Source organism: Dyella silvatica (assembly GCF_026283955.1).
GTDB lineage: Bacteria > Pseudomonadota > Gammaproteobacteria > Xanthomonadales > Rhodanobacteraceae > Dyella_C > Dyella_C silvatica.
In genome coordinates this window covers 1-24,568 of the sequence record NZ_JAPDPE010000009.1, presented here as the reverse complement: position 1 = coordinate 24,568, position 24,568 = coordinate 1, and the positions used below count along the sequence as shown (strand labels likewise).

General features: G+C 62.0%; 19 protein-coding genes and 1 pseudogene. 14 read left to right on the top strand and 6 right to left on the bottom strand.

Annotated features, from left to right (window positions below):
• Window positions 1-75: 75 nt before the first annotated feature.
• Window positions 76-1,005 carry a patatin-like phospholipase family protein gene (locus OUZ52_RS03380; protein ID WP_266156895.1) on the bottom strand — a complete coding sequence of 310 codons (930 nt, stop codon included), beginning with the start codon at window positions 1,003-1,005 and terminating at the stop codon, window positions 76-78.
• 214 nt (window positions 1,006-1,219) lie between these two features.
• Between OUZ52_RS03380 and OUZ52_RS03375 the strand changes: the two genes are divergently transcribed.
• From OUZ52_RS03375 to OUZ52_RS03355, 5 genes are all read left to right on the top strand, one after another.
• Window positions 1,220-1,744: a DUF1697 domain-containing protein gene (locus tag OUZ52_RS03375; protein ID WP_266156948.1), complete on the top strand. Its 525-nt coding sequence runs from the start codon at window positions 1,220-1,222 to the stop codon at window positions 1,742-1,744.
• Between the two features lie 128 nt (window positions 1,745-1,872).
• Window positions 1,873-2,985 (top strand): sensor histidine kinase, encoded by a 1,113-nt coding sequence (locus tag OUZ52_RS03370; RefSeq protein ID WP_266156894.1) that lies wholly within the window; start codon window positions 1,873-1,875, stop codon window positions 2,983-2,985.
• Window positions 2,982-3,743, top strand: coding sequence for a LytR/AlgR family response regulator transcription factor (locus OUZ52_RS03365; protein WP_266156893.1), 762 nt, complete (start codon window positions 2,982-2,984; stop codon window positions 3,741-3,743). The genes OUZ52_RS03370 and OUZ52_RS03365 overlap by 4 nt, the downstream gene beginning before the upstream one ends.
• Window positions 3,744-3,884: 141 nt before the next feature.
• A complete protein-coding gene (locus tag OUZ52_RS03360; RefSeq protein WP_266156892.1) occupies window positions 3,885-4,385 on the top strand; it encodes a nuclear transport factor 2 family protein in 501 nt (166 codons plus the stop codon).
• Between the two features lie 3 nt (window positions 4,386-4,388).
• Window positions 4,389-5,978 (top strand): MBL fold metallo-hydrolase, encoded by a 1,590-nt coding sequence (locus OUZ52_RS03355; protein ID WP_266156891.1) that lies wholly within the window; start codon window positions 4,389-4,391, stop codon window positions 5,976-5,978.
• Here the strand turns inward: OUZ52_RS03355 and OUZ52_RS03350 are convergent.
• The 3 genes from OUZ52_RS03350 to OUZ52_RS03340 form a co-directional block, all read right to left on the bottom strand.
• Window positions 5,975-6,343 (bottom strand): ArsR/SmtB family transcription factor, encoded by a 369-nt coding sequence (locus OUZ52_RS03350; RefSeq protein WP_266156890.1) that lies wholly within the window; start codon window positions 6,341-6,343, stop codon window positions 5,975-5,977. The two genes, OUZ52_RS03355 and OUZ52_RS03350, sit on opposite strands and share 4 nt — an antisense overlap.
• Window positions 6,327-6,788, bottom strand: a complete 462-nt coding sequence (locus OUZ52_RS03345) for an SRPBCC family protein (protein ID WP_266156889.1) — start codon at window positions 6,786-6,788, stop codon at window positions 6,327-6,329. Before OUZ52_RS03345 ends, OUZ52_RS03350 begins: the two co-directional genes overlap by 17 nt.
• Window positions 6,789-6,893: 105 nt before the next feature.
• Window positions 6,894-7,142 carry a hypothetical protein gene (locus tag OUZ52_RS03340; RefSeq protein WP_266156888.1) on the bottom strand — a complete coding sequence of 83 codons (249 nt, stop codon included), beginning with the start codon at window positions 7,140-7,142 and terminating at the stop codon, window positions 6,894-6,896.
• Between the two features lie 570 nt (window positions 7,143-7,712).
• Here OUZ52_RS03340 and OUZ52_RS03335 point away from each other — a divergent pair.
• Window positions 7,713-10,611 (top strand): annotated as a pseudogene (locus OUZ52_RS03335) (autotransporter outer membrane beta-barrel domain-containing protein).
• Window positions 10,612-10,698: 87 nt separating this feature from the next.
• Here OUZ52_RS03335 and OUZ52_RS03330 read toward each other — a convergent pair.
• On the bottom strand, window positions 10,699-11,619 hold the full coding sequence (locus tag OUZ52_RS03330) for a cyclase family protein (protein ID WP_266156887.1): 921 nt from the start codon (window positions 11,617-11,619) through the stop codon (window positions 10,699-10,701).
• Between the two features lie 220 nt (window positions 11,620-11,839).
• Here OUZ52_RS03330 and OUZ52_RS03325 point away from each other — a divergent pair, with 220 nt between their 5' ends.
• The 3 genes from OUZ52_RS03325 (at window position 11,840) to OUZ52_RS03315 (ending at window position 16,942) form a co-directional block, all read left to right on the top strand.
• Window positions 11,840-14,149 carry a hypothetical protein gene (locus tag OUZ52_RS03325; RefSeq protein ID WP_266156886.1) on the top strand — a complete coding sequence of 770 codons (2,310 nt, stop codon included), beginning with the start codon at window positions 11,840-11,842 and terminating at the stop codon, window positions 14,147-14,149.
• Between the two features lie 101 nt (window positions 14,150-14,250).
• A complete protein-coding gene (locus OUZ52_RS03320) occupies window positions 14,251-14,592 on the top strand; it encodes a hypothetical protein (RefSeq protein WP_266156885.1) in 342 nt (113 codons plus the stop codon).
• A 175-nt stretch (window positions 14,593-14,767) separates the two neighbouring features.
• Complete coding sequence (locus OUZ52_RS03315; RefSeq protein WP_266156884.1) at window positions 14,768-16,942, top strand: AsmA family protein; 2,175 nt, start codon at window positions 14,768-14,770, stop codon at window positions 16,940-16,942.
• A 43-nt stretch (window positions 16,943-16,985) separates the two neighbouring features.
• Here OUZ52_RS03315 and OUZ52_RS03310 read toward each other — a convergent pair whose 3' ends face one another.
• The gene (locus tag OUZ52_RS03310; protein WP_266156883.1) at window positions 16,986-18,428 is read right to left on the bottom strand and encodes an aldehyde dehydrogenase family protein; all 1,443 of its coding nucleotides are present in this window, start codon (window positions 18,426-18,428) and stop codon (window positions 16,986-16,988) included.
• Window positions 18,429-19,138: 710 nt separating this feature from the next.
• Between OUZ52_RS03310 and OUZ52_RS03305 the strand changes: the two genes are divergently transcribed.
• From OUZ52_RS03305 to OUZ52_RS03285, 5 genes are all read left to right on the top strand, one after another.
• Window positions 19,139-19,318, top strand: a complete 180-nt coding sequence (locus OUZ52_RS03305) for a hypothetical protein (RefSeq protein WP_266156881.1) — start codon at window positions 19,139-19,141, stop codon at window positions 19,316-19,318.
• Window positions 19,319-19,402: 84 nt separating this feature from the next.
• Complete coding sequence (locus OUZ52_RS03300; protein ID WP_266156880.1) at window positions 19,403-20,371, top strand: hypothetical protein; 969 nt, start codon at window positions 19,403-19,405, stop codon at window positions 20,369-20,371.
• Window positions 20,372-20,381: 10 nt separating this feature from the next.
• Window positions 20,382-21,377, top strand: a complete 996-nt coding sequence (locus tag OUZ52_RS03295) for an iron-containing redox enzyme family protein (protein ID WP_266156879.1) — start codon at window positions 20,382-20,384, stop codon at window positions 21,375-21,377.
• An 8-nt stretch (window positions 21,378-21,385) separates the two neighbouring features.
• Entirely contained in the window at window positions 21,386-22,918 is a 1,533-nt protein-coding gene (locus tag OUZ52_RS03290; protein ID WP_266156878.1) for a hypothetical protein, read from the top strand.
• Window positions 22,919-23,061: 143 nt separating this feature from the next.
• Window positions 23,062-24,555, top strand: coding sequence for a GMC family oxidoreductase (locus OUZ52_RS03285; RefSeq protein WP_266156877.1), 1,494 nt, complete (start codon window positions 23,062-23,064; stop codon window positions 24,553-24,555).
• Window positions 24,556-24,568 lie beyond the last annotated feature (13 nt).

Sequence of the window (24,568 nt, the reverse complement as noted above, 5' to 3'; positions counted from 1 at the left end):
AAGACTTCACACTCGGCGAGACAGCGCAGAGGTGGACGCGATGGCGGCGTAGCGAGTCGACTGCTTTCATCGCGGTCAGCGCCAGAATTCGCTGAGCTGCCCGGCAAGGGCTTTGGCTTGGTTGTAACCGGCTTGAGCGGCGGGCGCACGGGTCGACAAATCCATCATGTTCACACCGAACGCGTTAAGCGAATCGCCGTCGGGGAAGATCGTCTCGACTCGGCTGCCGCCCGCGCGGAGTTCGTCCAGCTGTGCAGCAAGCTGCATGCCCCACTCCGGCGGATGCCGCGATCTGCCACCGAAGGGTGATAACACCAGCACCCGTGCGTATCCGGCCGCCAGATCGGCGTTCTCGTTGCGTCGATAGCCGCCGTCGATGTATCGGCTGTCGCCGATGCTGTAAGGGGGCACACCAAAGCCGTTGGACGTGCTGGCGGCGACGGCATCGACGAGATCGACGCCGCTGTGGCGATCGAACACCACCGGTTCACCGCTATGGGCATCGACCGCCGTGATCAGCAACAGTTGCTCCGGCCAGTGCTGACGGGGCAACCGCGCGGCGACGACAGCGCGCCACCGCGCTTGCCCGGAACCGTCCGACGCCGCGTCCATGTCGAGCGCTGCCGCGCCCATGCCGCGGCGCATGCTGGCCGCAGTCTCAGCGGTAGCGATGATCCGGCTGGTTATCTCCATATGATTCGCCAGCGGCCCCATGGCAACGCGCGCGCCCTCAGGGCCGCCCTGACCTATCCGTTGCTGCGGTGCGGCGGCAAGGATGGCGGCAAACAATTCGGTCGGAGTCACGCTAGTGATCTGGGCCGCGGCCGTCGATCCAGCCGACGTCCCGATGATGACATCGGCCTGGGTTACATCCAACCCGGCATCGAACACGCCGGCAACCACGCCAATCTCCCACGCATTACCGGCCGCGCCGCCACCATGCAGGACCAACGCTCGCTCACCTGCGCTTTGCATGCCGCCCCCGGTATGGATGGATTCGATCAAGCCGATGATTTTGCCTGCAGGTCAAGACTGTTTGCCTGGGTCGGAAGCGACCTTCGCGGACTATAGCCGCAGAATCTTACCGCCGGCGTTGATCGCCGCCGGCGGATATCCATCAAGCGGCGACCGGCGTGGCTTACGGCACTTGAGCACACCGCGATGGCCGACAACACTGGCGCCTCTCCGGGATCGCGAAAAACCATCCATGCCCCCCTCCATGACCCGCTATGTGGCCTTACTGCGCGCCGTCAATGTCGGCGGTACCGGCAAATTGCTGATGACCGAACTCAAGAGCTTGTGTGAAGCCGCCGGCTTCAGCGACGTGCGTACCTACATCGCCAGTGGCAACGTGGTGTTCACCAGCCAGCTCAACGAGACGGCGGTGCAAAAGGCCCTCGGCAAGCACTTGCAAAGCCATACCGGCAAATCGGTCGGCGTCCTGGTTCGCACTGCCGCGGAAATGGCCCAGGTACTCGCAGATAATCCGTTCCCCGAAGCGCCTGGCAATCGCGTGGTGGCGATTTTTCTCGATACGCCGCCAGCTGCCACGGCCTTGAACGATGTCGGTGGCGTCGTCGAAGAACGCCTGGCGCTGGGCCGCCGCGAGATCTACGTGCACTACGGCGACGGCATGGCCGACTCGCGCATGAAGCTTCCGATAGCCGCCCATGGCACCGCGCGCAATATCAACACCGTCGCCAAACTGGCCGAGCTGGCGGCGATCCCCAAGCCCGCCAAGTAATGGCTAGCCCTGGCCGATCCCGAACATGCGCCGGCAACGCCTGCCGAACCTGACCGGGGGGTATTTTGACCCATGAGATCAGCACCGGGTTGGGTCATGCTGGGGCCACTCCCTCGGTGCTCCAGCCCATGCCGACTCATGCCGCATCCACCGTGAATATCAGCAGCACCGATGCCCGCGCGCGACTCAAGACTTATGCGCTGGGGTTCGGCTTCTGGACCCTGCTGGCGCTATCCAGTTCGATCAGCATGATGCTGACATCGATCAACGAAGGCGTGTCGCGTTCATGGCAGCGCACGCTGGCCTGGAACCTGCCCGATTTCTATCTATGGATGTTGCTGGCGCCGCTGATCGGCTGGCTGGGTCGGCGCTCTGCCCACTATGGCTGGGGCCGCTTTCTGGCCGTGCATTTGCCGGCCAGCGTCGTGATGTCCGCGCTGCAGACCACGATCATGCTGCACGCCTATTGGCAATGGCACGGCAGCGACCCGATCAGCTTCAAGTCACTCGATGATCTTCTGCGCATCGAGTTCATCTACCAGTTTCATCTCGGTGTGATCACTTACTGGTTGATCCTGACTATTCTGCGCGGCCTTGATTCCAGGCGCCGATTGAAAGGCGAGCAACTGCGCAATGCGCAATTGCAGGGACAGCTGGCGCAAGCACAGCTGCAGGCCTTGCGCATGCAATTGCAACCGCATTTTCTGTTCAATACCCTCAATGCCATTTCCGCCCTGGCCCTGGCCGCGCCGTCGCAGGCCCGGGTAATGATTGCCCGCCTTAGCGATTTTCTACGCCTGACGCTGGAGGAAGATCACACGCAAAGCGTGCCGCTGGCGCGCGAGCTGCAATATCTGGATTGCTATCTGGCGATCCAGCAAATCCGCTTCCAAGACCGACTTTCAACCCAGCTGGAAATCGCCGCGGACACCTTGAACGCCGCCGTCCCTCACTTGATTCTGCAACCGCTGGTGGAAAACGCACTGCATCATGGGCTGCTGCCGATGCCGGGCTACGGCGTGTTGCGCATCGCCATTCGCCGCGATCACAACGATTTGCTGGTACTGGTGGAAGACGATGGACAAGGCTTGCCAGCCGGAGACCTCGTCGAAGGCATCGGCCTGGGCAATACACGCGCACGACTGAGCGCCCTGGGCGCCGGGCAACTCGCACTGCAACCCAGGCCCGAGGGCGGCACCCGGGTGGAGCTGCGCATGCCGTTTGCGCTGTACGCGGCATGAGCACACCAGCCATCCGCGCCGTCTTGGTCGATGACGAAGTGTTGGCGCGGCTGTCCTTGCGCCAGGCGCTGGCCGCGCACCCGCAGGTGGACATCGCCGGTGAATGCGGCAATGCGGCCGACGCCCTGCAGGCCATTCGGCTGCTGCATCCCGACCTGGTCATTCTGGACATCCAGATGCCTGGCATGAACGGCTTTGAATTGCTGCGCCGCCTGCCCGCCGATGCCTTGCCGCTGGTGGTTTTCGCCAGTGCTTTCGACCAGCATGCCTTGCAAGCCTTCGATGCCGGCGCCGTCGATTACCTGCTCAAGCCGATCGATCAGGCGCGCTTCGATCTGTGCATGCAGCGCATCGGCCAGCGACTGCATCGGCTCAGCCAGCACGCCACCCCGCCACGACATACCGCTTTTGCCGCCGCCGAACCCTTTGTGCAGCGCTTCAGTATTCGCGTTGGCGAACATTTACGCGTGGTCCGGGTAGAAGATATCGACTGGATCGCCGCCGACGGCAACTATGTGCGCCTGCATCTGGCCGGTACCGCCTTACTGCATCGCGACACGCTGAAGAATGTGGAAGCGACGCTCGACCCCGCGCGGTTCCTGCGTATTCATCGCAGCACGATGGTCAACATCGACCGCATCAAAGAGTGGCATCCGCTATTCCACGGCGATGCCGAAATCGTCCTGCACGATGGCACCCGGCTCACCCTGAGCCGCCGCTTTCGTGATGGCGCCCGCCACCGGCTGGGCTTGCGCTAAGCCGCCGCGACGCACCACCCAAACCAGCGCGGTAGCCGGCTGTCCCGGCAAAAGACCCGTTGATCACAAAGGCCACGCGACACCAACCCGGCGGCGGCAGTCTCTGCGTGTGCTCCGTCCACTCTGCCGAGGTCAGCTTCAATGCGCCGCTCTACCTGGATATCCCGCCATACCCCCACCCTGGGCTTGCTCTTGCTCTCGATCAGCATGGGCGCGGCCAGTCACGCCGGCGATACCGCCTTGCCTGATGCGAATGAAACGATGCCGACCGAAGCGGCGGTTCTCGCCGTCGAGGATCACTGGTCATTGGCCGAGGCCAGCGGCGACACCGCCTTTCTCGAACAAATGCTGCTGCCCGAATATCGCTCGGTCAATGTCGATGGCAAAGTGCATTCCAAGGCCGATTTGCTGGCCAGCGCGGAAAAACATCGCGGCGCGGCAAACCCCAAAGCGGTCATCGACGCCTACCGCAAAGACCACCCATCGAAAACCACGGTCGTGCTGCGCGACGGCATGGCCATCGTCTCGTTTCATAACCCGGCGTCGAATCCACAGTGGGTCAAATCCTCGGACATTTTTCTGTTTGTCGATGGTCACTGGCATGCGGTGTACTCGCAGCACAGCCAGGCGGGTAACAGCTGACCCATGCAGACCAGGCACCGCATTCAGCCGCACCGAGCACGGGGATGGCGCATCGCCCTGGCATGCATCGCCCTGCTCGGCGCCAATACCGCGAGCGCCGCCATCGGCCCGGGAACATCCGCCCATGAGCTGCTCGCACAGACCCTAAGCGCGCTGGCACCACATCGCGATCTGCGTGCGCTGAAATCGATCCAGGCATCCACGCAAACCGTGTCCTACGATGTCGTCGAGAACGATCATCTTGGCGCGCCCTATCCGTTTGCCGGCGCCGCGCAAGCCAGCATCACCGATGACCTGGCAAACGCGCGCCGCCTGGTTGTCGAAACGACTCCAGGCAAACCCTCGCGAACGGTGCGCACGCTGTTTACCCGCGAACGACAGCAGGCGGAAACCTCACTCGATGACCAGCTGACCCTGGCGCCTACCGTGGATGCGCCACCATCGTGGGAGACCCATGATCCGATTCGCGTCCTGTTGCTGGCCGAGCAAGCCGCCGATCTACAGCGCGAGCCGGACACCGTCAGGCATGAAGCGGTTCAGCACGTGTTGGCTTTTCACCACGCGGGCTATCCGGTGCGGATATTCATCGACGCCCTCACCGAGCTGCCCAGCGCCACCGAGGCCACCATCGCGTTGCGGCGCGCGCACAGCGCGGAGATTGCCTGGAATGGCTGGGGCGATGTACTTGAACGTACCGAGTATCTGAACTGGGATGTCAGCGACGGTGTGCGTTATCCGCAGCAGTGGGACATGTTCCGCAACGACGCACTGTTTCGCACCGTGACCTATGCCGACCTGCACATCGATGCGCCAGTGGCCGCGGAGTACTTCGCCATGCACACGCCCGCCGATGCCCCACTGCCCGCGTATGCGGACGATCTTCAGCTCGGCCAGCCCGTCGCCAACGCGCCCGACCCCAAGCGGCCGATCGCCGAAATCGCGCCTGCTATCGTGCAAATACCCAACTCCTGGTACACCACCCTGGTACGCCAGGACGATGGCATCGTCATCATCGACGCGCCGATTTCCGCCGGTTATTCCAAGCGCGTACTGGCCGAAGCCGCACGGCGTTTCCCCGGCATGCCGGTCAAGGCCGTCATTACCTCCACCGGCTTTTACTGGCATATCGCCGGCATCCGCGAATACGCCGCCCAAGGCATTCCCATCTATGTTCGCGATCGCAACGAGCCCATCGTGCGCAAGCTGCTGGCTAGCCGGCACAGTATCGCGCCGGACGATCTCGCCCGCGCGCCGCGCACGCCGATTATCCACGCCGTGTCCACCCGCACGCTGATCGGCAGCGGGACCCATGCCATCGTGTTGCTGCCTATTCGCTACGGCGAACAGCCCATGCTGATGACCTGGATTGGCGACGCGCACTTGCTGCATACCGCGGAAATGGTCCAGCCGCTGGGGCCGCACGGTTCGTTGCTATATCCCGAATCGCTGCTTGAGCTGAAACACTCGGTGCAAGAAGCCGGCATCGCGACCGAGCCGCTGCATATTATCGGCATGCACATGAGCCCCACGCCGTGGTCGACGCTGGAAGAAACCCTCGGCGCGGGCTATGCGAATAGCGTGAACAGGCCCTAGCTACGTTCCAGCGCCAGCTGCAGCCGGCCGAGTGCGGCGTCCCACTGCTGCGCAATGATGTCCAGCGAACGCCTGGCCTCATCCAGCCGGCTCGACTCGAATTCCCATAGGCGTTCGCGCCCGACTTTGACATCGCGCACCAGCCCCGCATCGGCCAGCACCTGCAAATGCTTGGTCACCGCTTGCCGCGTGATATCGGTTCCATCGGTGAGCTGGGCAATCGACAGCGCACTGCCGGCGCACAAGACGGCAACCAGGCGCAGCCGCGTTTCATCGCCCAGGGCGGCGAAGATCGGCGCCGACTTGCGCAACGCCGGCCCCTTCAGCAGCGCTTTGCTGGAGCGTGCATTAGCTGGCGGCGACATACTTTTCGATATTCGTCATTTGCTCGCTCCAGCCACTGCTGTTCATTCGAAAGGCTTCCATACGCCGCGCCACTGGAATCTTGTCAAAGCCGGATTCGACCACACGCAGCAAGGTACTGCTGCCGTGCTCCTCCAGTTCGAAGACCACCAGCGTGGTCGGCTCGTGCGAATAATCGACCGACGTGTCGACGGCATAGGGATGCCAGCGGAAAGACAATAAACGCTCCGGCTCGATCTGCTCGACCAGGATATCGAGCACCAGGTGCTCATAACCCGGATAGGTTATAGACCCCTGCGTATGCTCGCCGGCGATAAAGCGCTTGCCTTGCAGCGCGACGCCAAACCAGTCGCCGAAGGACTCGGCGTCGGCCAGTGCCCGCCACACGCGCGAACGCGGTGCCTTGAGCAGAATCTCTCTTTCGATGCGATCTGTTGATGTATTCATGGGCAACCTCCAGGTTGCACATTAACCGAGCCATCGACGACATGCAACTATGTTGTTGCATATTTACCAGGCGCCCGCCGATGCAGCCAGGCCAACTCGGCTGGCTTATTTATCGCCACCCCAGCGCCAGCGCGGCGGCTCGCCTTTAAGCCAGCAGATGACCATCAACAGCGCACAGAGGCATAGCGAGTACAGCAAAAACGCCGCATGACGCTGCGGCAGCAAGATGGCCCCGCCCACCGCAAGAAACACCCCGAAGAAGATCAAGACGACCCATCCCTGCCACACCTGCGGCGGCCCCCAGCCCCAGCCATAGCGCTTCGCGGGAAACCAATACTTCGGCTCGGTAGGCATCGCGCGGCTCCTCGCAGGGCTGATCCAGCTGCGCATTTTACGCTCACCCACGACGCGGGCGTAGCGTGCCGCCAGCGCTACTCGCGCAGGAATTTTTCTTAGCCCGACCTCGGTAGGGGATGCACCCCGGATTGCGTTTATCTGCTTATGACCGTTTGGTGACGGTCACGCCTCGATGCCTGGCGTCTCGGCGCAACAAGCCATACCAAGAGGAAAGACGTGAGCAAGATTAAATTCAGGCCGTTATCGTTGGCCCTGGCCTGCCTGTTAGCGCCGTACGGACAAACCCACGCCACCAGCATCCCGCTGGATATCATCCAAGAGCCTAACGGCGGCACCACCACGATTTATCGCCTGGGTATCCAGGTCGGCGTCAACGGCGCCACCCCGAAGGAATACCTGTTCGATACCGGCTCGGACTCCTTCAACATCGATGTAGGCACGAGTGCCAACGGCAAGGGGCCGGCCTGGTTCCCGAATCAGCCGGGCGTGGTACCCGCCGCGCCGCAGTCGTATCTGTATGGCGATGGCACCTACGGTTACTGGCAGTCCAACATCAATGTTTCCAGCATGCAGTTCTACAACTCGGCTTCGGGCGCCAAGGTCGGTAGCTTCGATACGCCGCAAGGCCTGCCGGTGGCGATTGCCCTGGCCTGGCTGACGACCACACCGAATGGTCCGGTCATCACCACCGGCGGCGATGCCGCCGGCAGCCCGTTGTATGCCGATCCGAATTTTCAACAGAAGCTCAACCAGGGCATCGCTCCTGAAGAGGGCCACTTCTACGGCACCTTCGGTGCCGGCGATTTCGTCTATGCCGGTGACAACGGCGGCCCGCCCGGCATGCTCACCAAAACCGGCTACATCGTCGAGGCCAATGGCCCGGTCGGTGTTCCGGGTAATTGCGGCCAGGCCTGCCTGATTCTCGACCTGACCCCGGCGCTTCGCGCCCAGTTCCTGACGACCGTGCCGTGGAGAACCGGCCGCACGGGCTATAGCAGCAACTTCACACTGTCCGGTGCCAATACCGCCCGGCAGTTCGACGCCTTGTTCAATTACACCCTGGATGGCGGCAAGACCACGGCCAAGCTGGCAACGCTGCTCGACAGCGGCACCACCACCATTTTCGTCAATGACGCCGGCCTGTTGGCCAGCGCCACCAAGAATGGTCAGATCGATAGCGCCAACTGCAATGGCACCGCGTCCAATTACTGCGATGCCTTTGGCGGCAGCACGCTTACCGTCACCGGCGCATCGACCAATGCGCAGCCGACCTCCATCACCACCCATACCGATACCACTGGCGATGCGACCAATGTGGTCACGGTGGGCCCCAACCCGTATACCAGCCAGGGCCAGACGCTTTACGGCGTGTCGTTCTTTATCCATAACGCGGTGATGTACGACCTGCAAAACATGGCGACGGGCTACACCCCGTTCTATGTCACCGATAGCGCCATCACCACCTCGTTCACCGCCACAGCGGCGATGGGCCCGCTGGGACTGGCCGGGGTCATTTCAGGCAGCGGCCCGTTCAACATCGCCGCCGGCGGCATCGCCAACCTCAGCGGCAGCAACACCTACACCGGCCTGACCAACATCGCCCAAGGCGGCTGGCTGGGCTTGGCCGGGCCGGGCAGCATCGCCACCTCGGCCGGCGTGCAGGTCGATGGCAGTTTCGATATTTCGCGCGCCGCAGGGGGTGTCTTCATCCGCACGTTGTCAGGCACTGGCAGCGTGCAGTTGGGCGGCAACACGCTCGAACTGACCAACGCGAGCAGCGTCTTCAACGGTCAGCTAACGGATGGCGGATTAGGCGGCGGTAGTGGCGGCAGTGTGATCGTTGCCTCGGGCCAGCAAACGCTCACCGGCAACAACACCTATACCGGCAGCACCGGCGTCAGCCCACAGGCTGCGCTGCTGTTGAATGGCTCGCTGGCCGGCTCGGTCGTTGATGCCGGCTTGCTCGGCGGCCAAGGCCATATCGGCGGCAATCTGGCGGTCAGCGGCGTGGTCGCACCCGGCAATGGCAACGGCACGTATCAGACGCTGACCGTCGCCGGCAACTACAGCCAGGCCAGCGGCGCGGTCTATCTGGCCCAGGCCAATCCGGCGCAGGCCGGTGTATCCAGCCAGATCGTCGTCGGCGGCAGCGCCACGCTGGCCGCCGGAGCCATCGTCAATCTGGCCGCCGGCCCAGCGGGGCAGATCTACAGCAAGGGCGCTCGTTACACCTTGCTCAGCGCCAGCCAGGGCTTGAGCGGCAGCTACAGCCTGACCGGCGCGACCAACCTCAGCGCCACGCTCGGCTTTAACGTGGCCTATGACGCACAGCACGTGTATCTGGATGTCATCCAGCAGCGCAATCTGACCGATGCCGCCAACACGCGCAACGAGACGGCCGCGCTGGCGGGCGTGCAAGGGCTGTCGCCGTCGACCGCTTTGTTCACCACGCTGAGCAACCTGCAGACCGACGGGCAGATTCGCAACGCCGCCAACCAGCTCTCCGGCGAAGTGCATGCCAGCGTGCAAAGCACCTTCCTCGAAGACAGCCACTTTGTCCGCGATGCGGTCACCGCCCGCTTGCGCCAGGCCAGCCAGGAAGGCGCCGCCAACAGCAACGGCCCGGCATCCGCCGCCGCGGTAAAAACCCAGGCCAATGGCCTGGCCTGGTGGGGCCAGTTCGTCGGCTCATGGGGGCATAACAACAGCGACGGCAATGCGGCTTCGGCATCGCGCACGCTGGGCGGCTTTGTGCTCGGCGCGGATATGCCGGTAGGTGAGAGCAGCCGCATCGGTGTGGCCGGCGGCTATACCCTCACCTCATTCAACCTGGCGCAACGCAACTCCTCAGGCTCCAGCGATGACGCTCATCTCAGTGTCTATGCAGGCACTCAGCTGGGCGGGTTCGGGCTACGCGTCGGTGCCGCCTATACCCAGCACTCGCTGGATACGACGCGAAATATCAACCTGCCTAACCTGACCGATCGCGCACTCGGCGACTACAAAGCGCATACCGCCCAGGTGTTCGGCGAAGCGGGTTATCAGTTCCAGTTCCGCTCGGCAACGATCGAACCGTTTGCGCAAGCCGCCTACGTCAAGCTCAATACCGATGGTTTCCAGGAACGCGGCGGCGCCGCTGCATTAACCGCCAGCGGCAACAGCCATGCTCGGCGGACATGCGAGCAGCAGCTTTGCCTTCAATGGCGACTGGGTCACCGCGCACGCCACCCTGGGTTGGCGTCACGCGTTCGGTGTCGTCGATCCGGACAGTGTGCTGCGCTTTAACGGCGGCTCGGCATCATTCGCGGTTGACGGGGTGCCGATCGCCCGCAATGCCTTGGTCATCGATACCGGCCTCGATGTGCAAATCGCCAAGAACGCTACGCTCAGCCTGTCGTACAACGGGCAAGTCGCGCACAACGCGGTGGATAGCGGTTTCAAGGGCGGCTTCAGCTGGAAGTTCTAAGCCAGCCGCCTACCCGAGATTTTCGGATTAACCGCTGAATGCAGGGGCAGAGACGCAACCGTCTCTGCCCCGCACCGATCGGCGGCTTCAGCCTTGCCAATGCGCAGGGGCGCGCACAGGGAAGGTGCCCATCGCGGCAATCTTCGGCGGCACCGCCGAGAAGCGAAATCCATCCAGCGGCAAAGCGGCAAGATTCGTCAAATGCTCGACGATGGGAATGCCTGCCGCAAGCAATACGCTATGCACCGGACGCTCACCGTCCGAGGTGTCATCGATGTTCATCGAATCGATGCCGACTAATAAGGCGCCCTGGTCGCGCAGATACTCCGCCGCGGCCCGGGTCAGAAACGGATGCCCTTCGAAATAGCCGTCCGTACGCCAATGCGTACTCCAACCGGTATGCACCAATACGGCGCGGCCGCGCACATCCAGCGCGGCAAAATGGCTCCAGTCGATCGAACGCCCAAGCATGCCGCTGGCCCGCGCCACCACGCCAGGCACGTCGGAAACACGTTCCAGCGCAAGGCCGCTGAGGTCGTGCCCACCGGCATAGCGGTGATAAGGGGTATCGATATAGGTACCGGTGCCACCGACCATCTCGATCCGGCCGATCTGAAACTCGGTGCCCGGCGCATAGATGCCGCGTGACTCGACGCGCGACAGGTGATCGCAGATCAGCGGCGCAGGCAAGCCCTTATAGGTCACCATGCCGTCTTCGATGACATGACTGAGATCGGCAAAACGCGAACCCGCCGCAGCTCCCGCCACCGCAACGGCGGACACAGCTCGCTTGTGCTGCTCCTGGATGATCCGCTTATGCAGAATACGCACCTCGCCGACCATCAGCAGTCGCAGGTCATTGACGATGATCGCGGCCAGCGCGTTGTCGCTGATGTCATCGGCATGGATGGCATCGGCAGCGATGTCCAGCCTGAAATCCTGGCCCTGGATGCCGCCGCCGTTGGAGAAATCGATCTCGAAATCAAAACATACACGTTGCTCGCTCATGCACTGTCCTTGGAAGTAAATGGCTTACCAGGCATCGGGCCAACGACATCATCACCGCCATCACCACGGCAGGCGCGGGCAACCATCCTGCCTGACCGACGGCACAGCATCCGCGCGCATTCTGGAGATTGTGTGGCAGTCTGCTGCACAATCCAGAATCACCGCGATCATGATCCGGCGATCCTGATCCGGCGGATGCATTACCCCAAGGAAGAATGCCGTGAATGTCGTGATCAGATGGCTGCTGACCGTTGCCGCCTTGCTATTCGTTTACCTGTACCACCGCGTCGGCTTTGCCCTCGCCTTACTCTGGTCACTGCTGCTGGGCCTGGGTCTATTACTGGTGGCAGGCCCGTTGCTGATCATGCTCGGTCGCTCGGTAAAGAAGAAAAATGCCGCTGCCAGCGCAACCGATCCGGCCAGCATCGCGTCATCTGCGACAACCGCGACAGCGGCCGCCACCGATGCTCACGCCCCGCCTGAAAACCTGATTTCACCCGGGCAAGCCCATGCCGAGAGCGGCAAGCGGGTGAGCTTTGTCCCGCGCGGCGAAATAGGCATGGGCGGCCCGGTTTATGGCGACTATCAATTACCCGGCGGGCTGTTCGTGCTGGGCAGCTACGAGAACGGTGCGCTCAGCAAAGATGGGCGCTGGTTCGTCGCGTCCAATCACTACTCAGGCAATGATTGCGGCTTCGTGCTCGACTGCGAACGACGCTTGTTGTGGCAACTGCGCACCTGGCAGCAGCTGGGCTGGCAAGACAATCAACTATGGATGGCACCGATCCAAGGCGGTCAGCCGCGGCGCTTGCAAGAAGTGCTTGAACACGACCCGCAGACGCCGATGGATTACCTCGCCATCGCCGACCTGTGGCTGCCGCGTAGCTTTATCGAAACACTGCCACCTGTATTACTCGAACCGCAACGCCCCGCCGGCGCACCGCCGCTGAGCTTGCATAAGCGGATGCCAGAATCGTTGGCGGCACTGCAAGATCCGCTCAAGCCGCTCAATTCCACCCGCTACCACCTGTGGCTAGATAACCAGGACAGCGGCTTGCTGGTGCTGGGCGAAAAAGATCTGTGCTGGCGACCCGACGGTAACGCACTGGCCGTGCGCGCGATTTCAGCAAATAGCTATGACTGGACCTACCACCTATGGAGCGAGGGGCGCGGCTGGGCTGAAGTTCGACCCTGGGTGGCTTACCTCGATGAGCCGACCCTCGTGCTCGGCGTGCCGCAATCACTAAGCGCCGACACCTTGCGCGTGGAGGGCATGCTGATGGAACACAGCCGCCGCGGCTGGCCGGATAGCTGGAAAGCGGTTTCAGGCAAGCTACAAGCCGGCGAGTTCTACCGTGGCGGTGGCCTGCATGGCAAGGCCACCATACCGGGTGAGCTGACAGCGTCAATGGCGCTGCGCACCCGCGAACAGCCGCTGCGAAGCTTTCATGTCTGCCTGTCACTAAGCAGCGCCGAACGCTGGCTGGAATACGCCGGCGTGCGCATTGTGCCCACCGCCAGCAGCAGCGATGGCCAGCAAGGGCGGTACCGCTACGAGGGCCCCGGCTGGACCATCGATGAAGCCTTGCTGGAACACCGCGTATCACCCGATGGACGCTGGTGGACCACCATCGCCGCAGCCGCAGCGCCGGCGTTGCCACAACGCTTGCTCGCACTCGATACACAGCATGGGCGATTGCATACGCTGGAGCTGCCATGGCCGCTGCTGAGTCTGGATAGCATCGCCGATAACGAGCTGCAGGCCGCCACCTTGCGCGGCTGGGTCAGCGAAAAAAAAGCCGAACCCGATGCACTGCGGCGCTGCGATGTCGCGCTATCAGATCCCGCGCAGGCGGTGCCCTTTATCAACACCCAGGCGGCTCGCGGCGGTCTGTTCTGGATTCATATGCAACGCATCGCCATCGCGCCGTCGGGTATCGAGATGCTGCCCGACTGGCGTGTACCGCGTGGGCCGGTCGCCGCCAATGGCGCCGTCGATCTGCTGCTGCCCGCGCCACAAGGCAGCGATGCGGCGTGGCTGTTCGGCGTTGATACGTCCTGGCATGACGGCCGGCTCGATCCACGCACGGTGCGCAGCGGCTTCTTGCGCACGCGCAGTGGCTTGGCCATGCGCGACATCACCCCTTCATTGCTGTGGTCCGAAGACGGTCGCTACCTGCTGTTTCTGCAATGGCGAAATCGCTGGGTTTATCGCAGCCTGAAACAAGACGAATGGTGGTTGCATGCCTTCGATACCCACGAGCACCTGCTTCACCGCCACCCCAAGCCGATCTTGCAGTTACCGCAGTTAACTGAGTTTCGGCGCGGCGTGATCAAACTCGGATTGTATCGGCGCGACTGGATCGAACCGCGCGACCGTCCCAGGCCGACCAAGTTGCCCTTCGCCGAAATCATCGCTCCAGGCCAGCGCGTGGCGCTGCAAGAGCATCAGGGTTTGTGGCTGGAAAAAGTCGAACTCAACCATGCGAAATACTGGGCCGCCATGGCATTTCCCGACCCGCCGGGTTAGTTTATCGCACGCTGTATGGCCTCGTATCGAGGCCTATCGTTGGTCATGGAACCGTCCGGGCATCGCCGCTTGCCAGCCCGGCACTCAGCAATGGAGCACTTATGAATTCACCCTCTCCCGCCAGCCTTCCGCCAACCGACCGCAGCTCGATCGGCGTCGGCATCCTCATGGCCGTCGGCCTGTCCGTTGTCTTGCTGTTGATCGACCACGAATTAGTGCGCTCGGCGATGACCGGCGAGGTCTCCGTCATCCATCAGGCAGGCTGGATGCTGGCCCTATTGATGGCCACATCGCTTGCCACGGCTTTTGCGCTGGGGAAATATCAGTGCAGACGCGCGCGCCGTGGCTTCATCATCACGATGAGTGTGCTTTGGCCACTGATTATCCTGTTCGCTGCCGGCGGGGCATGGATGATGATGGTCGCCAGTGTGTCCGGTGGTTAGTCGCCGACGATAGCGGCAACGACCGGCCCCTTCGGGCGGCCGCCATGTGGCGGTCGATGACATCGTGCAGATCCATTCCTGACTTGCAGCTGACGCCTTCGGCCGCATGATTTTTTGACCTCGGTTACCCTACCGACCATCGCATCGTGGCCATCGGCTACGTGAGGAGATGGATATGAAGCGCAGCCGCAAAGTGCTGATCTGGATGGCAGCCCTGCTGCTGGCCTTGATCGTGATCGTGGCGATCGTCATCGCCAGCTTCGATTGGAACCGGCTCAAACCGACCATCAACGACAAAGTCAGCCAGGCCCTTGGCCGCCCGTTCAGCATCAACGGCGACCTTAATGTCAGTTGGCAACGCGAACCCTCGCAAGGCGGCTTGCGCGCGTGGGTGCCGTGGCCGGAATTTGTCGCCCACGACATTCGACTCGCCAACCCGGACTGGGCCAAGCAGCCGCAGTTTGCTCAGTTGGAGGCGCTGCGCTTCAGGCTGGCGCCGCTACCGCTGCTGGCCCATCGCGTGGTGATCCCTACGCTGCAACTGGTGCATCCGGTCATCGACCTGGAGCGCGACAAGCAAAGCCGCGCGAGCTGGGATTTCAATCTTCCGCCAAGTACGACGCCGTCCGCATGGCAAGTGGAGCTGGGCGCCATCGGCTTCGATCGCGGCAACATCAGCCTGGACGATGCGCTTGGCCGGGTCACCTTGCAGGTCGACATCGAACCGCTGCAACAGGCTATTCCCTACGACCAGATCGTCGCGCAGCAATCGGCCGATTCACGCGAGCAGGCAGGCAAGAGCGCCGGCGCCGCCGCCAAGAAAGCGCTGTCGACAGGGCGCGCCGCCGACAAGGACAAAGCCAGCGAAACGGTAACTACCGCTGGCGCCGGCACCAGCTATCAATTCGAATGGCAAGCCGAAGGCAGTTATCAAGGTACGCCGCTCAAGGGCAGCGGCAAGACCGGCGCCGTGCTCGCCTTGCAAGAGGCCACCCAGCCCTTCCCGGTGCAAGCCAACATCCACATCGGCGACAGCCACATCGCCCTGGTCGGCACGCTGACCGACCCGGCCCATCTGGCGGCGCTGGATGTGCGCCTGTGGTTCTCCGGCACCAGCATGGCCAAGCTCTACCCGATCACCGGCGTCACCCTGCCTGACACGCCGCCGTATGCCACCGAAGGGCATCTCAAGGCCGAGCTGCATCGTGCTGGCAGTCATTTCAGCTATCAGAATTTTCGTGGCCGTGTCGGTGGCAGCGACCTCGCCGGCAATCTCGATTTCACTGCGGCGGCACCGCGCCCCAAACTAAGCGGCACGCTGAAATCCCAGCTGCTGCAATTTGCCGACCTGGCGCCGCTGATCGGCGCCGACTCCAAGGCCGAAAAAGTACAGCGCGGCGACGCCACCGCCCAGCCCAGCGACAAAATGCTGCCGGTCGAACCGTTTCGCACCGAGCGCTGGAAAGCCATGGATGCCGACGTGACCTTCAGCGGCGCGCGCATCGTTCGCGAAAAGCAATTGCCCATCGATACGCTTAGCACCCATCTGGTGATGGACAACGGTGTGCTGCAGCTGGAGCCGCTGAGCTTTGGCCTGGCCGGCGGCAGCGTCAACAGCACCATTCGTCTCGACGGCAGCCGCCAGCCGATGCAAGGCGCGCTCAAACTCAATGCGCGTCATCTCAAACTCAAGCAGTTGTTTCCTACCTTCGAGGCGATGAATACCAGCTTCGGCGAGATCAACGGCGATGCCGCCATCAGCACCCACGGCAACTCCGTGGCAGCCCTGCTCGGCAGTGCCACCGGCGAGGTGAAGTTGTTGATGAACGATGGCGCCATCAGCAAAACCCTGCTTGAAACCGCCGGCCTCAATATCGGCAATGTCGTGCTTGGCAAACTGTTCGGCGACAAGACCGTCAAGATCAACTGCGCGGCCTCGGATCTGGCCGCCGACAACGGCTTGTTCAAGACCAAGCTGTTCGTGTTCGACACCGAAGATGCCGTGATCAATGTCGATGGCACGGTGAATTTCGCCAGCGAAAAACTCGACCTCGATGTCAAGCCGCATAGCAAAGGTCTTCGCGTGTTCTCGCTGCGCTCGCCGCTATACATCAAAGGCACGCTGAAAAACCCCGACGTCGGCGTGTATACCGGCAGCCTGCTATTGCGTGGCGGCGCCGCGGTGGCGCTGGGGGTTTTCGCCGCCCCCGCCGCGGCCCTGCTGCCGCTGGTCGTCGCCAGCCAGGGCAGCGCGCCCAACACCTGCCAGGGCGTGCTGGAACAAATGCGCACGCCGGCCAAGGCGGCTACCGGCAACAGCAAGAAGGCCAGCGCGAAGCGCAACAAGTAGGCCGGCGCTCAGCGCGTCTGATCGTCGCCGGTAAGCGCGGCGCTCAGGCGCGCTTCCAGCCGAGTACCGCTTTTACCTCCAGGAATTCCTCCAGGCCAAAGGCGCCCCACTCGCGCCCATTCCCCGATTGCTTATAGCCCCCGAACGGGGCCCGCAGATCGCCGCCGGCACCATTGAGGTGGACATTGCCCACACGCAGGCGCCGCGCCACGTTGCGCGCGCGCTCGACCGAGCCCGATTGCACATACCCGCACAATCCATAAATCGTATCGTTGGCTATCGCCACCGCGTGATCTTCATCGTCGTACGGCATGATCGACAGCACCGGGCCGAATATCTCCTCACGCGCAAAGGCCATCTGGGCGCTGACATTCGCAAACACCGTCGGCCGCACATAGTAGCCGCGCACAAAACCCTGCGGGCGGCCCAGGCCGCCCGCGACCAGCTGCGCACCTTCGTCGATGCCTTGTTGAACCAATCGCTGCACCTTGTCGAACTGCGCTCGGCTCGCCAAAGGGCCGATGCTGCCGCGATCGCGGCTATCGGGTGCGGCGACATGAAGATGAGCCACCGCCGTTGCCGCCAACGCCGCTGCCTGCGCATGCCACTGCCGTGGCACCAACATGCGTGCCGGTGCATTGCAGTTCTGCCCCGAATTGATCATGCATTGCATCACCCCGGCAGCCACAGCCTGCTTCAGGTCGGCATCATCCAGCACGATATTCGCGCTGTTGCCGCCCAACTCCATGGCCACCCGCTTGACCGTCGCCGCAGCCGCTTGCGACACCAGTACCCCGGCACGATTGGAGCCGGTAAAGCTCAGCATGTCGATGGCGGGATGCCGAGCCAGCGCGGCGCCGGTTTCGGCACCGTCGCCATGCACCAGATTGAACACCCCGTGCGGCACACCGGCCTTGTCGAGCAGGTCCGCCATCAACACCGCACTAAGCGGAGCGAGCTCAGAAGGTTTGAGCACCATCGTGCAACCGGCGGCCAGCGCGAATGCCACCTTGCAGGCCATCTGGCTTATCGGCCAGTTCCAGGGCGTGATCAACCCGCATACGCCGACCGGCTCGCGCACGATGCGGGTCGTGCCCATGGCGTACTCAAACTCGTAGGCATCGAGCAAACGCAGCGCCTCCACAAAATGCCCCAGGCCAGCCGGCGCCTGCGCCTCGTTCGCCAGCCACGCCGGCGCCCCCATATCGGCGCTGATGGCCTGGGCTATTTCCGGCAAGCGGCGCTCGAATATCGCAATGACTTGCCGCAACAAGGCAGCGCGCTCGTGCCTGGACGTCCGCGAAAAATGCTCAAACGCCGCCGCTGCTGCCGCCACCGCGTGATCGACATCCGCCTGGCAGCCCCAGGCAACTCGCCTGGACGGCTGCTCGGTGACCGGGTCGATCACCTCGTGCAGACGATGGCTATCCGCAGGGTCGACCCACCTGCCATTGATATAAAACGTCCGTGGCTCACGCAATTCCATCGCCCCCATGAAGTCGAAGCATCACAATGCCCATGCACTCGATAAGCCAGCGGTCGCGCGCCGTCACTCATCGCGTATTGGCAAGTCCTTACGCAAGCCGGCAGATAAGCCGCCGATGCAGCCCCAGAAAACCCTGGCCAGGGCTTTGTTAAACGTATAACGCCACTTCATTAGGCCGGCGATAAGCAAGCGCCATTGCCTTGTAATGAGCAGCACTGCACTTACCCGTTACAACCCAATCATTCGCAGGTTTTAATGGCGTCCACCAGCAACCCACCCAACCACACTTATGACAGTGCGTCATCTGCGCACCCCAGTGCATTGATAAGGCGTTAGTAATGTCTAAACCAGCTTATTAATTTGTCATACCAGCTCATGTATTTTCACCTCGTCTAAACAACTGACTCAGCATGCTTGATAATTTTCCGCTTGTGATATGCATCACACACAAGCCCCGCAAAGCCTTAGCTGACAACACCCTTGACCATCGATCGCCGCCACTGAAAAGCGCAGCGCAGGGCCGGTCATCACCTCGCCTAAACAAATTACCACGGTCTAATTAGAACGTAATAAATGATTATAAAGAATATATTCTATTAGCCTACATTAATGCTTGCATTAAACCAAATCGTCATGATAGCGTCCCGCAGCCCAGGTAATGAAACGGGCCCATGCTTCATTAGTCTCCATTAACCTAAGGGAGTACATCAATGAGCGCCAACAAAGAACCGACTGTCCATGAAGTCAAAACCGTAGATACGGCGAAAAACCTCTTTGACGGACAGAAAGCCGATCTTTACATCAACACCAATAAGCTCGGCGGCAAGCATTTTCTGGTCAAGCTGCAAAATGCCGAGGGGCATCCTACGCTCATCGCGATTCATCTTTAGAATCGACGCGCGTAGCTGAGTTTTCTTCGGGTGGGGGGCGTCAACGCGCCCTCCTTGAAGTCTCCTATTGCAAAGACGCTTCCTATGAGCCGCGTTGAAACTTCGCTTTCTCGCCGTCCACGCCTGGTTTCCGCTATCAGCCTGAAAGACATGTCGACGCTGCCTGAAGACGCGGCCTCGTTGCAGGCTATTGAGCGAACGCTGGGGCGACTGGACGGTATGCTCAGCATCGCGCAGATCGCCCAGGCCGAGCCTACGCTGGCGCCGCAAGATGTCGAAAACCTGGTGGCGTCGCTGGACGAGGCAGGCCTGATCGACGATGACGCGCCGGTGGACTTCCGGCCGGGTTCGGAGGTTATCCTCGAACTCGATGAAATCGTCGAAGCGCATTGCGCAGAGACTATTTTCCAGAATCCGTTCTGGCGCACCTGCCTGGATGCACGCGGCCCCGGCGATGTGCCGGAGAAGCTCGCCATCGGCATGATTATCGAGAACTGGCACTTTCTATTTCGCGAAAGCTATTTCGATGCACCGGTGCTCTCCTATGTGCCCAATACCGCGGTGCGTCTGCTGCTGAATAAATTCTTCGCCGAAGAATACGGACACGACGAGATTCTGCTGCGCGCACTCAATTTCGCCGGGCTTAGCCGCGAAGACATGCGCGATGCGATTCCGTTGCCCGAAACCATGGGCCTGTGCAACGCCCTCGCTCACTGGGCGCATAGCGACCCATTGTTTTTCTTCACCACCCTGGGCCTGCTTGAAGGCCAGGGCATGAAGCAAGACAGCTTCATCGAGGCGTGTGAGCGCTCGGCGTTACCCGACGGACTGGTCGGCCCGTTGAAGATTCACGCCAATATCAATATCGGCGCGGCGCACGGCAGCCTGACACGCTCGATCTTCCAGGAAATACCGGTACTCGACCACGCCACCATTGCGCGGCTGAAACGCCAGCTTCGATTATTCGTCGAGCTGTACGACAACTTCTATACCGGGGTATGGCGCTACTACAGTTCCGATGCGCCGCTACTCCGTCGGGTATCCCAGCTCTGAGCGAGGCGATATGGACAGCACCCTGGCAGGACCAAGACAGCCCAAATTCCGCAATCAAGTACGCGCCATCGTCGGCCACGGCGAAGCGCAGATATCGCTGGGCGCGCGCAGCTGCGCCTTTGAATTCAGCGAGCACGAGGCCGCCGCCGTTTCACGCCTTATCGCCGACCTGGAAACCGGCGGCCTGACTCGCCACGACCTGGCCTCCCGATCGAGCGTCATCGCCGACAAGGTGCCCCAGCTGCTGCACGATTTCGACGAACTGCGGCTGCTGATCGAATCCGACCCACAGCGGATCGGCCATGCGTTAAGCGGCACCCAGCTGTATCGCGAAGTGCGTCGACTGGCCGATCGCATGGTCGGCCGTATCGCCACCTCGGCGTTTCATCGCGCCCTGACCGAAGGGCGAGCAAGCCGCCAGCAACTGATCGGCTATGCGCTGGAGTATTACTGGATCGTGCAGTCGGCGCCTGGCTTGATTGGCCCGGCCCTGGGCTCAGCCCATTCGGCCGCCGAACGACGCCTGTTGCAAGATTTTCTCAAATCGGAACTCGGCCACGACCGCTTTCTGGCCATGGCCTTGAAATCCGTCGGAGTCACCACTGCCGAGCTTGAGGCTCATCAGCCGCTACCTGCCACTTTCGCGCTGGGCGCGTCGCTCGGTATTTACGGGCGTCAGCATCCCCTGTCGTTCAAAGCCAGCCTGTTTCTCTTTGAACGCGCCCAGCCCGCCTTTATTGATGCTTTTGACGATCGCTGCCGTGCGCTGGGCATGCCGGATGCTTTTCATACCCCGTTGCGCGCGCACGCCAATATCAATGACGAATACGACCACGAAGATATTTCGCGCCAGCTCATGGAGCTTGAGCATGCCGTCGATGCCGAGACCTGCGCGGTGGTCAAACGCCATATCGCGATCATGGTGGAAACCATGATCCAGCAAGAAGAACAGATCCTCGCCTACTACGGCCAGGAGCTGACCCGGGTACCACGTATCTTCAATTGAGGCCGACCATGGAACTATGGACCTTTCAGCGGTTTCAACAGCCGCGCCTATGCGTGGACGCGATCGAGCACGATCACGACAGCGCCACGGTAAAGCTGCGTTCCGGTGCCAAGACCTACCGTCTGGCCTTCGATCAGCCCGCCGCTGCCGAGCAGATCGCCATCGAGCTGATGAGCCTGACTGACAGCGCCGCGCCGCTGTGGTCGACCCTGCGCGAAAGCCCGCCGGACTCCAGCTGGCACGCGCTGGGCACCTTTCTGGATACCCATTCGCTGATTGGCGAAGGCCACGATCAGGCCACCGCACAACTCGCCGCACAAACCAGGCGCATACGCGACTGTGTCGAAGAAACCGCGCGCAAGGTCAGCGCCGGCATTTCGCCCGAACGGCGCAGCGCCATGGCGCGGCATGCGGCGCAGCTGCGCCAGAAGCTGGGCAGGACCAGCACCACTGGCCACCTGTTCGAACCCGGCGGCGATCCGTTTGACGCCAGCGTGCAGCCGAACTTCTTTCTGGCCTTGCTGCTGGTGGAGTTCGAATACTTCCGCCGCTCGGCGCCACTGACCTTCGCCGCTACCGATCTGCTGCTCGAACAGCTGGCTGCCGGCATGGATGCGGGGCAGGCACCGGACATCGCCGCGGCCATCACCGACAGCGCCGGGCTTTATAACGAGCACGACCTGTTCTCGCATCTATGGCTGGTCGGCTCGCTGCTGCTCTCGAGCACCGGCGATGATGCAAGGAGATATCCCTCCGCCGCGCTACCGGCCCCGTTTGTAACGACCGGCCTGGAGTTCATGCGGCAAACCGAAGTGCTAACGCGCGACACGCTCGACAGCTGGGGCGAAAACCCCTACGTCACCGCCATCAACCGTTTGAACGGCGCTTACTCGCCGCTGGTGGCCGGCCCCTTTATCGAGCAGTACCACGTCACCAGCCGTTTCGTCGAAATCATCACCCCGCTGCTAAGCATGCGGCTGGCCAAACCGCTGCGCTCGATGATGTTTCGCTATTACTCAGAGGAATACGGTCACGAGGCGCTGGAGAGCACCACCTGTGAAGCGTTGGGTGTGGCCCCCGCCATGCTCGAGAAAATCGTGCCGCTGCCGCTGCACTTCGCTTTTGTCGATACGCTGACCCTGCTGGCCGACCTCGATCCGATCAGTTCCTTCACCGCCATCATGGTGATCGAAGGCATCTTTGGCGAACCGCCGAAAATGTCGCTTCGGCTGGCCGCGGCGGCCCGCGAGAACGCCGCTTTTCGCGAAGTATCCGGTGATCACGAAGAGCTTAACGAGACACTTAATCACAACAGCATCTCGCGGGATATGTTTGAACATGTCACCGCGCTGGGCATTGAGCGTCAGGCGATCGCCATGCGCCGCATCCTGTTCTTGCTGGAACTCAACCAACGCGCCTGGGGCGGCATTGCGGACTTCTACGGCCAGCAAGAGCAACTATGGCTGCACGGACCTTACGGCCAGCGCCTGGCACCCGATCAAGCGAGCAAGACCGCCCAGGCCGCCAGCGGCAAGGCCTGACGATGCAGCACGTGCGTGGCCTATCCCCGATGCACGGAGCGGGATAGGCCGACGCCAAGCATGTCGCCCATCGCTTCACCTCACCACGGCAGCAGCACACCGCGTTGGCAACAAGCCGACGCGAACACGACAAGGGATTCGGCATGCAGAACTACGATTACATCGTCATCGGCTCCGGCTCAGCGGGAAGCATTGTGGCCGGCCGGCTGGCGGCGAATCCTGAGCTATCGGTGCTGCTGCTCGAAGCCGGCGGCGAGGCCAGCGCCTACCCCAAGATCTGGGACCCCAACCAGATCAATTGTCTCTACGACATCCCGCAAATTCACTGGGGCTATAAAAGCCTGCCCCAGGTACACATGAACAACCGCATCATGGATGTCTGGCGCGCCAAGATGACCGGCGGCTGCACCGCACACAACGACATGGTTTATGTGCGCGGCGCGCCAGCCGATTTCGATCAGTGGGAAATCGACTACGGCTGCATTGGCTGGCGCTATAAAGATATCGCGCAAAACTTTGCCCGGGTGGAAGCGGTGATGCAACCGACCACCACGACCAAGAATGCCTTCGGCGCGGCCTTTGTCGAAGCCTGTGAAAAACTCGGCTATACCTATAACCCCGATTACAACTCAGGCGCCAATATGTTTGGTGTCTCGCCGCTACGCTCAACGATCAGCAAAACCTTTCGCCGCCAGACCAGCTACGAACGCTATGTCATACCGCTGCTCGCCACGCAGAAAAATCTCTCGGTGATAACCAACGCACTGGTCGGTCACATCGAGTTTGACAACAAAAAACGCGCACGCAGCGTGGTTTTTTCAATTGGCGGAGTAGCCCAGAGGGCCACCGCCGAGAAAGAAATCGTGCTGTCCGCGGGCGCCATCAACTCGCCGCAGATTCTCATGCGCTCCGGCATTGGCGATGCCAATGTCTTGCGCAAGCTCGGCGCCCAGGTGGTGATGGATTTACCCGGCGTGGGCGCGAATCTGATGGATGCCCTGATCTTTCAAGGCACCTGGTCGAGCAGCCAGCCAATCACCAACCAGCCGGTCAACGAGGGCTATGCCATCGTCTGGGCCAACATGAATGCACAAGGCCAGGCATCGAATGCTGTCGAGATGATGCGCGGCAAATACACCTGCGGCCAGAGCGAAGCCGAGCTGCAGGGCTTCTACTCGGTCACCGGCGACATGATGCGCCTGCAAAGCCGCGGCGCGGTCACCCTGCGTTCGCTTAATCCGGCCGACGCGCCGCTGATCGACATGAATTTTCTCTCCCACCCCGATGACTACGCTGAATGCGTCAAAGGCTTCGAGTTGATGCGCTCCATCGGCAATGCTCCGGGGCTGGCCGCCTGGCGCGGCAAAGAGCTTACCCCCGGCCCGACGGTGGTCACGCCCGCCGAGATCAAGAGCTGGATTCTCAATAACGCCTGGTCGCTAAGCCATCCGGTGGGCACCTGCCGCATGGGCATCGGCGAAACCGCTGTCGTCGATGCGCAACTGCGCGTCTACGGGGTCAGCGGTCTGCGCGTTATTGACGCCTCGATCATGCCGCGCATCACCTCCGGCCACACCCAGGGCCCATCGCTGATGATTGGCGACAAAGGCGCCTCGATGATCCTCGCTGGCCCCTAGCCTGCTCGCATGC